This window comes from Anabaena sp. CCY 0017, from assembly GCF_963920885.1.
Lineage (GTDB): Bacteria > Cyanobacteriota > Cyanobacteriia > Cyanobacteriales > Nostocaceae > Nodularia.
In genome coordinates this window covers 90,760-105,325 of record NZ_CAWUDG010000013.1, presented here as the reverse complement: position 1 = coordinate 105,325, position 14,566 = coordinate 90,760, and the positions used below count along the sequence as shown (strand labels likewise).

Here is a 14,566-nt window from a genome sequence, read left to right as displayed (position 1 = left end):
ATGAAATAAGCAAATCTACTCATGAGTTTAACCTGTATGTTCAGAGACAATCAAACCGCGACGCGGAATCATTAGTCTTTGGTTTTTGTGTATCATGAAGTGACTCAGGTGTCGATATAATTAGAGATGTCGCACTTTTAACAGTATAAGTGCTGCATAATTTCAATTGTATGGTAATGCTTAACTTAAATTTTCTCAATTACCAAGGGAGTCGATGAGAATGATCAAGTTAATTATTTTTGGCTTAATTGTGGTTTATGTCGGTGGTGTTTGGAAGTTATGGACTGGGTTTGAACGCACGAATTTTAGTCAAACTTTACCTAATCGCCTGGGTTTATCCTTGTTATGGCCAGCTTTAATTATTGCTAATAAATCATATCGCCGCAATTTTAGAAAGGCTTTAAAAGGCTAACTCCGCAAGGCGTTCGTCAAAAGTCAAAAGTCAAAAGTCAAAAGGGAATAGGAAAATCCCGACGATTAAAAGCTAGGGTTTGACAGAACGGGTTGGTTTCGGAAATTGACGCTCCCTGGTTTGTAGTAGTACATCTCAGACTTTGGGAGCTTAAATCATGGTTCGTTCTGTTGCAGCGATCGCGATCGCTAGTTTAATTGGTATCATTTCTCTACCTTCCCTCGCCCAACAACGCCAGACACCCACCCCTAATCGTCAAGGTGACTACAATTCAGCTATTACCACATTTCCTGATGGTAGTCAAGCTGTATTATTGTCATGGTTCACGAAGATTCGTAGTGGTAAACTAAACTGCCGTAGCGCCCCTGGAGTAAATCAACGAGTTATCCACCAATTTCAAGCAAATCACCTGCTTCAAGCTGATGCAGGTGCTAAGAACTCTCAAGAACCTATTGTGCGAGATTCACAGGGTAATCCTTGGCTACGGGTCAAAATAGTCAGCAATCAAGGAAAAACTCAAGGAAATTGTTTCGTGAGAGCCAATCGACAGTTTATTGAACCAAATTCTTTAGAATGAATTTTGATCACGCAGAGGCGCAGAGGCGCAAAGAATAAGAGTTTGAGAGATTGAATTTTTGACTTTCATACTCTAATTCAGAAACACCGAATATATATTATTAGTGAACATTCAACAGTCATCAGTTAACACCTACTTAGTGGAGAACTTAAACCCAATTATGTCTCCTGACTGATAACTGTTAACTGTTAACTGTTAAAACGCTTGAATCCACTCTTTGATAAAATATTCAGTCCAGATACCATTTTTCCAATAGGGGTCATTTTCCACCAACTGGCGTACAGTGGCTTCGTCTTCAGCTTCGTAAATGCCAAAAACTTTGGTAGTATCCTTTGTGGGACCAATGGTTATCAGTACGCCCGATTCTTTCTGTTTTGCTAATCCGTCTAAATGGTCTTGACGATAAGGTGCGCGTTTTTCGAGAACGTTCTCACAGTAACTTCCCCACATAATAAATTTCGCCATGATTACTTGTTTCTCCTGTTGATATTTACCAAGAGTTTAGTATATCCCGTGTTTAAACCAGATTTTTAAGCGATCGCTTCAAAGGCTACAGTTAATTAGGGACTTGATCAAATTAGAACTATACACTATACTAAAAGTGTACTAAACATCTCAAGGATGTAGCAGACGTGCTTAAAGCACGACATCCCGTTACCTTTTAAGGTCGAGGAAATCCCGGTAAAGACGTTCTGAATACCAAAAATTTATTTTTGGCGAAGGCTCCTTAAGGAGTCTTTGTTATTTATAGACGTGGTAATTTTTTACCTTTCAATAATTTTTCGGCTATAACAAAAAAGTTCACTTTTTTTCTTTTGCCTATATCTTTTTCTAAGGGGTAGGCACTTGTTATATGTAATCTCAGCCTTTTACTTTCCCTGAATGCTGCGAAAACAACAAAATAATAAACCTCAATACCGTTTGAATCTAAGACCTTAACAATTGAAAAGTTATCATACCCGCCAGCGAAGCACACTAACGTTGTTTTGTCACCTAATGACTTGATAATGCTAGGTAATTCCTTTGAGAGGTAATATCTTTCAAAATTGAATTGTCTGGACTCTCTTGGTGCGCTGTACATCAATAACTCTGATTCTTCGCTGGAAAGTTCTTTTGATTCTTTGGTGAAACAGTGTAAGCCGTAGGTGACTATAAACTTGTATGGGATTGGATTATTTTCGTCTCTGTAGTCAAAATATTCAACCCAATGTGCATTCAGATGTGATAAGTCGTAGATTTCACTATTGAATATAAAATTTTTCCAACGTGTAACTTCTCTTACGGTATTAAAATTGTTGCTCATTAAATAATGTAAAAACTTGCCACTATTTTTACATTACCTATAAGTAGTTACAGTTAGCAATATTTTCTGACTGACTATTTCTGAAGAAGCCTATCCGATCAGGATTGCTTTGTGAATTCTCTCGACTTGCATTACCGCAAACTGTGAGGAATAGGGAAGAAAGCAGTCTGAAGGCTATAGATTGTAAACAGTGATTTTTACTATACTTAGCACTGAATACTAAGTAAAATCAAAGGCGATCGCACTAATAATTTTAGATTTTGGATATAGCGGTATGCACTTGAATGAAGTACATCATAGCCCCCTCCTCGCTTGCGGGGAGGGGGTTGGGGGTGGGGTTCTTGTATCTGACTTAACTGATAACCGCTATATATTCAACCCAAAATCTAAAACTACTATTATTTAACTTCTGAGGTTAACGCCAAATTTCTCCACTAAAGCCTCACGGACTTTATTGTGAACAGGTTCCACTTCCGCCTCAGTCAGAGTGCGATCGCTTGACCGATAAATTAAGCGAAATGCTAAACTACGTTGTCCTGCGGGTACGTTTTCACCACGATATTCATCAAACAATTCCACAGATTCCAGCAGTCCCTTCGCCGCTTTGTTGATGGATTTTTCAATGTCCGCCACTGAGATTTTTACAGGTGCGAAAAAGGCAATATCGCGATCGCTCGCTGGATAGGTAGAATAAGCATGGAATTTGGGAACCATAACTTCATCTTGATCAAGTGCATCCAAAAGCACATTTAAATCAAGCTGGAATACATAGACAGAATCCGGTAAACCTTTATCTTGTCGGAGTTGGGGATGAACTTGTCCAAAAATACCGAGTCTGTTACCACCCAGCCATAAAGAAGCCGTGCGTCCTGGATGTAAACGCTCATCGCGACAATCGGGTTGATATTCTACCGTTAAATTAAGTTGCTGGAAGACGCTTTCTAAAATACCTTTAGCATCAAACCAGGTCATCGGGTTTTCACTGCTACCTTTTGACCATTTGCCTATGGATCTGTCGCCTCCCATAATACCAGCGATCGCATCAGTTTCTTGCAAACCGTCTTCTTCCTGCCAGAAAATCCGCCCCAGGTCAAAACCATTCAAAGAACCATTTCCCTGCTCCAAATTGTATTGGAAAGCATCAATCAAGCCAGAAATCAAATCAGTTCGCAACGCCGAATATTCCCCAAAAAGCGGATTACTCAAAACCACCTGACGATCATTTCCCGGCTTCACCAAAGAATAATGGATAACTTCCGTTAAACCTTCCGCCCTCAAAAAGGCGCGTACCTTGCGGATTAACTCTTGTTCTAAAGATAAATAACCAGCTTCCGACTTCTCAGGTAAAGTATCACAAAAATTGTCATAGCCATAGAGACGGGCTAACTCTTCAATCAAATCAATTTCCCGTTCTAAATCACGGTAACGATAGGGCGGAACTGTCACCGTCCAAGTTCCTTCACCAGCAGCCGTTAGTTGACAACCCAACGCCGAGAGAATGCGCTCCACATCAGCTTCAGTAACTTCTCCTGTCTCCTCCTCGCCCAAATCCACTGGCCCCAACACCTCATTAACTCTGTCTAAACGCAGAGCAATAGAACGACTCCAAGTAGATGAATCTGGGCGAGTATCAGCAATTTCCTGTTGGACAATTACACCATTAGCCAGTTCACTCAATAATGATAAAGCGCGATTACAGGCTATTTCTAACTCAGCCCGGTTGACTCCTCGCTCATATCTTCCAGAAGCTTCACTTCTTAACCCCACACTCCGAGAAGAACGACGAATAGCCACAGAATCAAATAACGCTGCTTCTAAAACTAAGCTTTGAGTACCGCTATGGACTTCCGTTTCTTCTCCACCCATAACACCCGCCAAAGCAACCGGGGTATCATTAGCAGTAATTAACAAATTTTGGGTTGACAAATTGCGCGTTTGTCCATCCAGAGTTTTCAAAGATTCCCCAGAATTAGCGAAGCGAACACCAATATTTAAACCTTCACCACCAGCAACAGATTCTAAACGGTCTTTGTCAAAAGCGTGTAGTGGTTGTCCCCATTCCCACAAAATATAGTTAGTGATATCCACCACATTATTTATAGGACGCACCCCAGCCGCCCGTAAACGCTGTTGCAACCAATCAGGAGAAGGAGCAATTTTCACCTGTTGAATCACCGTGCCAATATAAGCAGGACAAGCTTGCTGATCCTCAATTTTTAATCCTAAATTACCCGCACCTTTTAAAACTGATGTTGCACCAGGTGTAGGAATACTCAACTTACCACCAGTCAAAGCTGCGACTTCCCGTGCTATCCCCACCATACAGAGAGCATCAGCCCGGTTAGCGGTTGCAGTCACGTCTAAAATTACATCATCTAAACCTAATAATGGACGTACATCACTACCCAAACGCAGAATTTCCTGGGGAAAAATATGAATTCCATCTACATCAGTAGGTAAACCGAGTTCCTTTAAAGAACAAATCATCCCTTGAGATGGGACACCACGGAGCTTTGCCGGTTTAATTTTTAAATCGATATTCGGTAAATAAGTGCCTGTAGTTGCCACTGGTACATAAATATCAGCCTTGACATTAGGCGCACCGCAAACAATATTTAAAGGCTCAGATGCACCGATATCCACTTGACAAACACTTAATTTATCAGCATTGGGGTGGGGTTGACGCTCAAGCACTTTACCCACAACAACACCATTAGCCCAAGTGTGGCGGTCTTCAATGTCTTCTACTTCAAACCCTGCCATTGTGAGGGTTTCAGCCAATTCTTCCGGGCTAAGTTTAATTTCTACCAGTTCCCGCAGCCAATTTAGAGAAATACGCATGGAGTGTGATTGTTTGTTGAAATATTGCCAAGTGCTGTAGAGAGCGAATTAAGCTCGTCTTCACAAAAGTATCTTGAATCATCCTACCGAAAATTTGGGGTGAGAGCCTCGCCCGTGATTAACCCTTCTGGGGCTACTTTATTGTACAAATCACTTTATTATTGACTATATGTGTCTGAGAATACTAGCCCTGTAGAGGTAAAACTTCGCCCAATATACAGCAGTTTCCATTTAAATAGAGTACAGATTTATCTGTGTTTATCTGTGGTTGATTATTTCTTGGTGTATCTCATCAACCTGCAATACGCTATATAAACAAATACTCTTACACGATTACTAACACTATTTTAATTACAATGACGGAAATTACAGCTAACTATGATGAAACCTGGAAAGAAGTAATAGGAGATTATTTTGATTCATTTGTCGCCTTCTTTTACCCAGAAATATATCAACAAATAGATTGGACTAAAAACCCCATTTCTCTAGATAAAGAATTAGAACAGATTACCGCATCTGCGGACAGCAAAACACGCCATGCTGATAAATTATTTCAAGTGTGGTTATTAGATAATCAAGAAGTTTGGATATTAATCCATGTAGAAGTGCAAAGTCAATATGATAAAGAATTTTCCCAAAGAATGTTTATCTATAACTATCGAGCTTTTGATTTATATCAAAAACCAGTTATTAGTTTAGCCATACTAGGAGATGAAACTAACAGTTGGCGACCTAATTCTTACCAGTATGGCTTAGGAAATAGTCAATTAATTTTTAACTTTTCTAGTATTAAGCTTCTAGATTATCAGTGGGAGGATTTAGAGCAAAGTAATAATATTTTTGCTATAGTGGTAATGGCACATTTAAAGACTAAAGCCACTAACAGCAATTTGTCAGCTAGGGAACAGTGGAAATGGAACTTAGCTAGATTACTTTATGAAAAAGGTTATAACCGTAAAGAAATTGTTGATTTGTATAAAGTCATTGATTTAATGATGGCTTTATCTCAAGACCTGCAATTAAGTTTCGAGGAAAAATTAGCTAATTATCAGGAGGAACAAAAAATGCCCCTTTTAACTAACATCGAACAACGCGCTATAGAAAAAACAACAAAACAAACTCTGAAACAAAATATTTCTGATTTACTGGTTAGTCGTTTTGGTAATTTACCCGAAAATCTGACCGAAGATATTGGCAAAATTCAGGATATAAAGATTTTGAAACAACTTCTAGTATCAACAATTAGCGTTAATTCTTTAGAAGAATTTGCACAGCTTGTTAATTCTAATTTACCAGAAGCAGATTAATAGATGTAGGTTAGGTTAAGCTACAGCGCAAACCAAAAATTGATAATAAATACCAAATATGTATAACACTAAAAAGCACATATTTCGTAGGGGTTTAGCAATGCTAAACCCTATACGGGTATGTTGACTATCAACATAATCATTGTTCAAAGCCGGAAATTAGCTATTTTGGTAACACCATACCATGATTAATTTGTACAGTGCATAAGTCCTATTCTGTATAAAGATGCGCCTAATTTAAAGTTAAACGTTCGCGTAGCGTGCGCGCAGCGCATACCACAGAGACGTAGGGGACACAGAGACAGAAAAGAAAAGGTTCAAAAACTCGGCGCAGCCTGACAAAGAAATGGTATGAGGAAAAATTAGCTAATTATCAGGAAGAACGAAAAATGCAAATTGCTCCGCAACGCTGACGCGAACAACCCAACCTGTCAGGATTATTTATCGGAAAATTATATTTAAAATGCGAACAATTGCCGAAATTAACGAAAAAATCAGCCGCAAACGTGCAGTAGTATTGACAATTGAAGAATTAAAAGCACGAGTAGCCGAAGTCGGCGTGAGCAAAGTTGCTAAAGAAGTGGATGTCATTACCACTGGCACATTTGAGCCAATGGAATCCAGCGGTGCAATTATTAATCTCGGACATACCGACCCCCCAATTAAAATTAGGCGCTGCTGGATAGATGGCGTACCAGCATACTCAGGTTTTGGGGCTGTAGATTTATACTTGGGTGCGAGTTGTTCTGTAGATGTTATGGATGGCGAAGAAATCCGCGAACATGGTGGTGGTCATGTGATTGAAAATTTGATCGCCGGGAAACCTGTACATATAAAAGCTCAAGGACAGGTAACCGATTGTTACCCACGGGCGACCTTTGAAACCACTGTTACCCGTGACACCATCAATCAGTTTTATTTATTCAATCCGCGTAATCTTTACCAGAATTTTATTGTAGGTGTGAACGGAGGCGATCGCTCACTTTTTACTTACCTCGGTCCATTACAACCGAGTTTAGGAAATGCCGTTTACTCTAACCCTGGAGCAATTTCCCCCTTACTTAACGACCCGGATTTGCAACTTGTTGGCATTGGTACAAGAATATTTTTAGGTGGTGGTATTGGCTACGTCGCTTGGGAAGGTACTCAACACTTCCCCTTACAAAAGCGTTTGCCCAATCGTACACCCATTGGCCCCTCTGCCACTTTAGCCTTAATCGGAGATGCTAAAGAAATGGATGCGCGTTGGGTGCGGGGTTGTTACTTTAAAAGCTATGGTCCCTCGTTAATGTTGGGGGTAGGTGTCCCCCTCCCGGTATTAAACGAAGAAGTAGTTAAACGCTGTAGTGTTCAAGATCAAGATTTAGTCGCGCCAATCGTCGATTTTTCCATTCCTCGGCGCGTTCGTCCTACCTTTGGTCTAGTGAGTTACGCCCAACTCAAGTCTGGGCGCATCACCATTGAGGGTAAAACTGTCAGGGTTGCTCCCTTAGCCAGTATGTTTTTTTCTAGGCAAATTGCCGCAGAATTAAAACAATGGATTTCCGCAGGTACTTTTACCCTCACAGAACCTGTGGCTCCCATTCCGATGGACAGGTCATTTTTACCCCAAGACCGTTGGACAGACTTTTAACAGTTAACAGTTATCAGTTAAGAGACATCGTTGGGGGATTGGGAGGGTTTTTCTACCCTGCACCCCGCTCCCCTGCTTCCTCCCCTATTCCTGAGTGGGTTTTGGCCGTTTAATCGGCTTAGGCGCTGGGGCTTTTGGGATGGGTTTGGATACCGCCGATGGTTCGCCGGCTGTTTTCTTGATTGGTTTTGGGGTTTCTCCACTGCGTCTAGGAGGAAATGGTTTTCTCCCAGCGCCACCAGCACCACCACCAGCACGAAAGCCACTTTTGAAGGGTGGTTTGCGTTTTTTGGGCAGATCAGCGATCGCTTCAGCTTTTTCCACTACCAATACGTCAGCTTCTCGCTTGGCTTTAAAGTCCCAGAACTTGCTGACGGCTTTGGTACTCAGCACTCCCCGGAGTTTCAACTTAAAATATTTAGGTTTATCAGTTGATTTGCGCGGCGCTTGCTTAATTTTGACCACTAAGCTCTTAGCGTCAAAAGACTGGTAGACTACTTCGCCACGAACAGAAAAACTACCATCAGAAAATTCTTCTGGGTTTTCGGGTGCATGATCATCAGTTGTCTGCAACTTTTGAGAACCCGAATCTGGCTCTTCCTCCTGTGTTGGCTGTGGAGCTAAATTTTCTGGCTCCCAAACCCCAACAATTTGGAGGTGTAAGGTGTCATTTTCTTGCCGTGTGCGGGGATAAACTACCCACAAATGATCTTTTTCTAAATCTAGGTGATTTTTGACTAAGCTCATAATTCGGCCGAGTAGAACGGCGTTGAGTTCTACACCATCTTTGGTTAGCAGTGTACCTTGAGTAAATTGTTCGCTGCTAGCAAGGTAACGACCTCGGACTAACCCGATGGCTCGGTACTGCATCGGCTCACTGGGAGGTGGAATCGGTCGCAGGCGATGACCTAGATTTCCATTGGAGTTAGTTTCACTAGGTTGAACGGAGGAATTTTCTGGCTTGGAGTCATGCACTGCTACTGTATGAACATTAGCATTAGCCTCTTTATAGGTTGGAGGCTCATGGTTGGTAGAAGAGTTGGAAGATTCAGGCAAAGGCATCAGGTCGGAATTCATAAAAACTCCTTGCGGCGGAGATACATCCCATCATGGGATTTTACGAAGGCAATGAAAAAAAAGCGTTTGTGCAGCTAATGAAAGTATGTTAGCTTTCCATAAACCTACACCAGAGCGCCCAAGACGATGGTAAAGACGCTACATTTGCATTAATAGGCTAATGTAACTTAGAGCCTTTACACTAGTTTCGGAAGCATATCATAAGTACAATTCTGACGGCTCCTCCTAAAGTCATCACTTAATTTTGGCAATGTGAATAGTTAATTGTTATAAAATTCACAGGCAATTGGCGGTATTCCGCAAGGTTTTGGAAATTTTTCGCTTTCCAATTTATGTAAATGATCATGTCGTTTGAATTCTGGAGTAAGACAAAACTGTGTCTCAACCGCGCAATCGTTGGCTAGTTAGGATCATCTTAGCGCTGGCAGTCTCTGCATTTGTGGGCGTTTCAGTCATTCCGATTATTAGCGCAATTAATAATCCGTCGCCCTCAAACCAAAATGCGGCTAGCACTAACGGGATAGTGCAATCCTCTGACCAAATATCAAAGTTGCAAGACGAAGTACGAGGTTATCAAATGGTTTTGCAACGGGAAGCAGAAAATCAAACCGCGCTGAATGGCTTATTACAGGCGAGGCTACAACTGCTCAGTTTAAAACAAGGTGATATTCAAGGGGTAATTGAGCCGCTAGAAAAACTAGCTCAACTCAATCCCCAACAGTCGGAATATGGAGTGCTTTTAGCTCAAGCAAAGCAGCAATTGGGCGACCAAGAAGGCGCAGCTCAAGCTTATCGCTCAATTTTAGCAACTAAACCTGGTGATTTAAAGGCTTTGCAGGGTATGGTAGCTCTGTTACTAGATCAGCAACGTCCCGAAGCTGCTGTTGGTTTGCTCGAAGAAACCCTTTCTAACGCAGATCAAGGAAATAAAATTCAGCCGGGAAGTGTGGATACTGTGGCTATTCAGGTGCTATTAGGGACTGTTCACGCTTCCCAAAAGCGTTATCCTCAAGCTACTTCTGTCTATAATCAAGCAATTAAGAAAGATCCTCAAGATTTTCGTCCTGTTTTAGCAAAAGCAATGCTTTTCAGAGAACAGGGTAAGGTCGAAGAAGCTAAACCTCTGTTTGATAGCGCTGTGGCTTTAGCACCTGCTCAGTATAAGGACGAAATTAACAGGGCGGCGGCGGCTACTTCCACTCCTGCACCAGTGCCTCCTGAATCGCCGTCAATTCCTTCTGAGGAGTCTTCTGAAGAGTAAGAAAGAGGCAGGGGTGCAGGGTGCAGGGTGCAGGGTGCGGGGGAGAAAAATTCCTCATACCCAGTCCCCAGTAGGGACGGGTTCACAGATATCATTCAATGAAGAAGGTGGGCATCTTTGCCCTCCCCCACAGATATTACTAAACCCGCCCCTACCAACCAATACCCAGTCTCTTAAACTCCTTCTACAGCAGCAACAATGCCAAAAATCAGAAATAGAAAGCCGCCGGCAAAGGTGAGTTGACGTTCGGAAATGCGTCCGGCTATGAGTTTACCGCCAATGACGGCGATCGCTGTACAAATTGCGTGTCCTAAAACTGCACCCGCAGCTACTCCTATGGCGTTATAGCTTGCGGCTAGGGCGATGGTGGCAATTTGTGTGCGATCGCCCCACTCTGCTACAAATGTTAGTGTAAAGGCTTCTATTAAAATTGCTAAGGGAGTTTTTATATTTGTTTGTAATTCTGCTTTTTCTACTGCTTCTTTAGCCTCATTTACTTCTGTCTCACAGCTAGCACCAGACATTTTCATAGCTGCATATAACAGCTTAATCCCAAAGGCAAAGAATAAAACTATTTCGGCGTATTTCACATAAGTTTGTGGCAATAAAGATACAATTTGCCCGAATAATACCGATATAATTGTCATCGCAGCTAAGGCGGATGCCACACCGATGAAGACTAGCTTTCGCGAATGTTTCATCGCTAAAATTACGGCTATAAAGAATGTTTTATCCCCTAGCTCCGAAATTGTAATTAGGAATAAGCCTGCTGTAAATGCTGTTAACACTCTCTCAAACTCCTGAAGGATTTTTTACCTGTGTGGAGCTTCAATGAGAGTGGTCAGACTTCACTAAAGCTCACACAATTTTTTGTGTAAACTCAGTGAAGGTCTCGCTACCAAATATTTGTTATTTGTCATCTGAACCAGGCTCATCGCCAGTATGTTGATTCAGATGTACTGGCTTGTAAATTAAAACTTACTGCCAGCAGCTACTCCCCTTCTATTAGATATGAATTATACATCTATCTTTAGTAGGAGTCAAGCAAAATTTATTGTTGCTTAACTCCACTTTGATTTTATCCCTAATAACAATCCTATTCAGCGCTGGTAGTCATGGTTTCTGGCATAGCTGAAGAGTGATGTTCTGCTATTAGCCATTGATTGCCGACTCGATTATAGACAAAGGTGTATCTTGCTGGAACTTCCTGAGTCTGACCATTATTGACGACTGTAAATGTATATATCCCGGAATCAATAGCAACATCGCAATAAAGGCGAATACTGCGGTAATTAATTTTGCCTACGGGTTGTAGTTCCAAGAATTTCACAAAGTAGTCATTAATTTCTTCGTGATTTCGTCGCACTTGGTTAGAAACTGTGGGTAGCAAAATAGCATTTCTGGCATAATTCTGAGTCACTAAATTTGGATCACCTGTTTGTAAAGACCTGTTCCATCGGTCGAAAAGTTCGGTAATTTCTGGTCTAGTCGTCCTGGGACAGTGCCTTTGGGCTTGAACAGGAGTTATTGGCACAATACTTGAAAAAGCAAGCGCTGCACCAAAAAATGATGATAAGGCATACCGAGTAATTGTTGTTTTCATAACTTTTTTATGTTGACAAGACAGTGCTGTGAACACTCTAACTTGACTGCTACAAGTGGCAGGTTTAGAGGAATTTTTATCGTGTTTCAAACTTCTACTAGTATGATTGAATTGCTAGCAAAAAGTTCCCAGACAGAGCTAAATTAGGCAATAACTATGTGTCAATATCAACCATCATAGTTATTATAATTGCCATTTTTTTTGTCTTCTATAAAAAGAGAGTTAAGTCTTTGAAAATTATGTTTTTTGCATAATATAGGACAATACAGTTCAGTTAAGCCTCTATTTCTGTCTTTCCTTCTTCTCTTTGTGTCCTTTGCGTTCTTTGTGGTATGGCTAACGCCACGCTCCGCGAACGTTCAAAAAATTGATTTTAACCAAGAGTTTTAGCCTTAACTGAACCGTATTGTAATATAGGACTCATATTTGATTTATGAAACACACGTAGTGGACTGACACGCTTAAAATAGTGCATTAGACGTAGGTTGGGTTAAGCGCAGCGCAACCCAACGCGACCAATGATGTTGGGTTTCCTTACGTCAACCCAACCTACAATTTTTTTTGCAACATTTTAAGCTTGCCACGCCACTACATATACTTAGATTTTTTCAATAATCACATCAAATTTCTATAGCTATCAACGTAATTAAATATGTATACAACTGACAGAATATTATAGAGACTATTTTTTAGTAAAAAATCAATGTCCAAAATTTTATTGTGGGATGGGTATTAGTGTTTTCGTATACATTTCAATACCCATCCGAGATAAAAGGAGGACTACAAATTGAATAATTTAATTTGGGACAATTTCTAATATTTCCGCTCTTTTGGCTCAAACATATTAATCATGACTGGGCGATATTGAATGTCAATACCTGCTGGTGAATAATAAGCCATTGTATGTTGCAGAAAATTAGTATCATCTCGCTGGGGATAATCTTCGCGGAAGTGTGCGCCGCGACTTTCTTGACGATTCATGGCTGAGGCGAGAATTGTTTGTCCTACCACCATCAAGCTGCGTAATTCTAAGGCTTCTACAAGTTCTGTATTCCAGCAGCTACCTTTATCGTCTAAATATATTTGCGGATATTTTTGTTGTAATTCTGTGATTTTTTGCCAACCTTCACGCATGACTTCTTCAGTCCGGAACACCGCACAGCATTCTGTCATACAATCTTGGAAGGCTTGACGAATTTGGTTAATTCGATATTTCCCTGGCTGTTCTATTAAGGCTTGGATTTCTTGCTGGGCTGCTTGGATGTAGTGTTCTGCGTTGACAGCAGGTAACTTGCGATTCTGCACATATTGAGCGATCGCAGCCCCAGTCCGCTTGCCATAAACTATACATTCTAATAGCGAGTTACTACCAAGGCGATTAGCACCGTGTACAGACACGCAAGCTGTTTCTCCAGCCGCAAAAAAGCCTTCAACTAAATTATCTCCACTGCTGCGAACTCGTCCATCGGTATTCACTGGGATACCACCCATACAATAGTGATTTGTGGGGCGAATCGGCATTGGCTGAGTGACTGCATCAACACCGACTAAGCGGTGGGCTTCTTCCCAACAGAAGGGAACACGACTCATAATTTTTTCTTTACCCATGTGTCGCAGGTCAAGATAGACACAGGGACCGCCAGCACTGCCATCAGGATGAACACCACGCCCGGCGCGAATTTCGTAAGATATCGCCCGTGAGGTAATATCACGAGGGGCTAATTCCATGCGACTGGGGGCATAATTTTTCATGAAGCGATCGCCTTCACTATTAATTAAATACGCGCCTTCTCCCCTGACAGCCTCGGAAATCAGCACCCCTACAGGATACAAACCAGTGGGGTGAAACTGGACAAATTCCATATCTTCTAGGGGTAAACCTGCGATCGCCGTCATCGCTAAACCGTCGCCTGTAGAAGCATAATCATTAGAAGTCGTATTATAAACGCGACCATAGCCACCAGTGGCAAACATTACCGCCTTCGCCCGCAGCACCTCTATATGCCCATCTAAGAGGTGAAACATCACCACACCCTTGGCCTCACCTGATTCTAAAATCAAGCGCATTACATACCATTCTTCATAGATATGCACCCCATAACGCCGCAGGTTGTTAACTAACTCGTGTAGAATCGCGTGACCAGTTTTATCAGCAGCGTAGCAAGTGCGATCGTGAGAATGTCCCCCAAAAGCTCGTTGAGCAATGCGACCATCAGGTAAACGCGAGAATAAAACCCCGATATGTTCCAAATCAATTACCACATCTGGGGCTTCTTGAGTGAGAATAGCCACTGCGTCTTGGTCGGCTAAATAGTCAGAACCCTTGACAGTATCAAAAGCGTGTGCCTCCCAACTATCTTCAGAATCCACATTTTTCAGAGAAGCCGCCATCCCACCTTGGGCGGCTACAGAATGAGAACGGATGGGATGAGTTTTCGCTACCAAAGCGATATTTAAACTAGGGTCAGTGCGTGCAATTTCCATAGCCGCACGACATCCCGCCAATCCCCCTCCGACAATAATTACATCATGTTCCAGCATAATTAGCCCTG

The 14,566-nt window shown here is 41.7% G+C and carries 12 protein-coding genes; 5 read left to right on the top strand and 7 right to left on the bottom strand.

The features are described 5' to 3' along the window. The first annotated feature begins 220 nt into the window (after positions 1 to 220). Both ACM0OW_RS16275 and ACM0OW_RS16270 read left to right on the top strand, forming a co-directional pair. Positions 221 to 412 (top strand): hypothetical protein, encoded by a 192-nt coding sequence (locus ACM0OW_RS16275; RefSeq protein WP_414551209.1) that lies wholly within the window; start codon positions 221 to 223, stop codon positions 410 to 412. A gap of 157 nt (positions 413 to 569) precedes the next feature. Continuing rightward, complete coding sequence (locus tag ACM0OW_RS16270; RefSeq protein WP_414551208.1) at positions 570 to 989, top strand: SH3 domain-containing protein; 420 nt, start codon at positions 570 to 572, stop codon at positions 987 to 989. 195 nt (positions 990 to 1,184) lie between these two features. Here ACM0OW_RS16270 and ACM0OW_RS16265 read toward each other — a convergent pair whose 3' ends face one another. The 3 genes from ACM0OW_RS16265 to pheT all read right to left on the bottom strand — a co-directional run bounded on the left by ACM0OW_RS16265 (position 1,185) and on the right by pheT (position 5,133). After that, positions 1,185 to 1,454 carry a YciI family protein gene (locus tag ACM0OW_RS16265; protein WP_414551207.1) on the bottom strand — a complete coding sequence of 90 codons (270 nt, stop codon included), beginning with the start codon at positions 1,452 to 1,454 and terminating at the stop codon, positions 1,185 to 1,187. A gap of 280 nt (positions 1,455 to 1,734) precedes the next feature. Beyond that, on the bottom strand, positions 1,735 to 2,292 hold the full coding sequence (locus tag ACM0OW_RS16260) for a heat-shock protein (protein WP_414551206.1): 558 nt from the start codon (positions 2,290 to 2,292) through the stop codon (positions 1,735 to 1,737). A gap of 402 nt (positions 2,293 to 2,694) precedes the next feature. Beyond that, positions 2,695 to 5,133: a phenylalanine--tRNA ligase subunit beta gene (gene pheT / locus ACM0OW_RS16255; RefSeq protein ID WP_414551205.1), complete on the bottom strand. Its 2,439-nt coding sequence runs from the start codon at positions 5,131 to 5,133 to the stop codon at positions 2,695 to 2,697. A 356-nt stretch (positions 5,134 to 5,489) separates the two neighbouring features. On the opposite strand from pheT, the gene ACM0OW_RS16250 reads away from it, so the two are divergent. Both ACM0OW_RS16250 and ACM0OW_RS16245 read left to right on the top strand, forming a co-directional pair. Further along, positions 5,490 to 6,440 carry a hypothetical protein gene (locus ACM0OW_RS16250; protein WP_414551204.1) on the top strand — a complete coding sequence of 317 codons (951 nt, stop codon included), beginning with the start codon at positions 5,490 to 5,492 and terminating at the stop codon, positions 6,438 to 6,440. A 463-nt stretch (positions 6,441 to 6,903) separates the two neighbouring features. Then, a complete protein-coding gene (locus tag ACM0OW_RS16245) occupies positions 6,904 to 8,073 on the top strand; it encodes a homocysteine biosynthesis protein (RefSeq protein ID WP_414551203.1) in 1,170 nt (389 codons plus the stop codon). A gap of 84 nt (positions 8,074 to 8,157) precedes the next feature. On the opposite strand, the gene ACM0OW_RS16240 is transcribed toward ACM0OW_RS16245, so the two are convergent. Then, positions 8,158 to 9,150 (bottom strand): hypothetical protein, encoded by a 993-nt coding sequence (locus ACM0OW_RS16240; protein ID WP_414551202.1) that lies wholly within the window; start codon positions 9,148 to 9,150, stop codon positions 8,158 to 8,160. Positions 9,151 to 9,526: 376 nt separating this feature from the next. Between ACM0OW_RS16240 and ACM0OW_RS16235 the strand changes: the two genes are divergently transcribed. Beyond that, positions 9,527 to 10,411: a tetratricopeptide repeat protein gene (locus tag ACM0OW_RS16235; protein WP_414551201.1), complete on the top strand. Its 885-nt coding sequence runs from the start codon at positions 9,527 to 9,529 to the stop codon at positions 10,409 to 10,411. A 173-nt stretch (positions 10,412 to 10,584) separates the two neighbouring features. Here ACM0OW_RS16235 and ACM0OW_RS16230 read toward each other — a convergent pair whose 3' ends face one another. The 3 genes from ACM0OW_RS16230 to ACM0OW_RS16220 form a co-directional block, all read right to left on the bottom strand. Next, positions 10,585 to 11,199: a TMEM165/GDT1 family protein gene (locus ACM0OW_RS16230; protein WP_414551200.1), complete on the bottom strand. Its 615-nt coding sequence runs from the start codon at positions 11,197 to 11,199 to the stop codon at positions 10,585 to 10,587. A gap of 308 nt (positions 11,200 to 11,507) precedes the next feature. After that, positions 11,508 to 12,014 carry an SgcJ/EcaC family oxidoreductase gene (locus tag ACM0OW_RS16225; RefSeq protein ID WP_414551199.1) on the bottom strand — a complete coding sequence of 169 codons (507 nt, stop codon included), beginning with the start codon at positions 12,012 to 12,014 and terminating at the stop codon, positions 11,508 to 11,510. A gap of 813 nt (positions 12,015 to 12,827) precedes the next feature. After that, positions 12,828 to 14,555: a succinate dehydrogenase/fumarate reductase flavoprotein subunit gene (locus ACM0OW_RS16220; protein ID WP_414551198.1), complete on the bottom strand. Its 1,728-nt coding sequence runs from the start codon at positions 14,553 to 14,555 to the stop codon at positions 12,828 to 12,830. Positions 14,556 to 14,566 lie beyond the last annotated feature (11 nt).

Excerpts from the sequence above, each read along its gene's own strand:
- ACM0OW_RS16275 (WP_414551209.1), top strand. The coding sequence starts at position 221 with ATGATCAAGTTAATTATTTTTGGCTTAATTGTGGTTTATGTCGGTGGT.
- ACM0OW_RS16225 (WP_414551199.1), bottom strand. The coding sequence starts at position 12,014 with ATGAAAACAACAATTACTCGGTATGCCTTATCATCATTTTTTGGTGCA.
- ACM0OW_RS16240 (WP_414551202.1), bottom strand. The coding sequence starts at position 9,150 with ATGAATTCCGACCTGATGCCTTTGCCTGAATCTTCCAACTCTTCTACC.
- ACM0OW_RS16245 (WP_414551203.1), top strand. The coding sequence starts at position 6,904 with ATGCGAACAATTGCCGAAATTAACGAAAAAATCAGCCGCAAACGTGCA.
- ACM0OW_RS16265 (WP_414551207.1), bottom strand. The coding sequence starts at position 1,454 with ATGGCGAAATTTATTATGTGGGGAAGTTACTGTGAGAACGTTCTCGAA.
- ACM0OW_RS16220 (WP_414551198.1), bottom strand. The coding sequence starts at position 14,555 with ATGCTGGAACATGATGTAATTATTGTCGGAGGGGGATTGGCGGGATGT.
- ACM0OW_RS16250 (WP_414551204.1), top strand. The coding sequence starts at position 5,490 with ATGACGGAAATTACAGCTAACTATGATGAAACCTGGAAAGAAGTAATA.
- ACM0OW_RS16260 (WP_414551206.1), bottom strand. The coding sequence starts at position 2,292 with ATGAGCAACAATTTTAATACCGTAAGAGAAGTTACACGTTGGAAAAAT.
- pheT (WP_414551205.1), bottom strand. The coding sequence starts at position 5,133 with ATGCGTATTTCTCTAAATTGGCTGCGGGAACTGGTAGAAATTAAACTT.
- ACM0OW_RS16270 (WP_414551208.1), top strand. The coding sequence starts at position 570 with ATGGTTCGTTCTGTTGCAGCGATCGCGATCGCTAGTTTAATTGGTATC.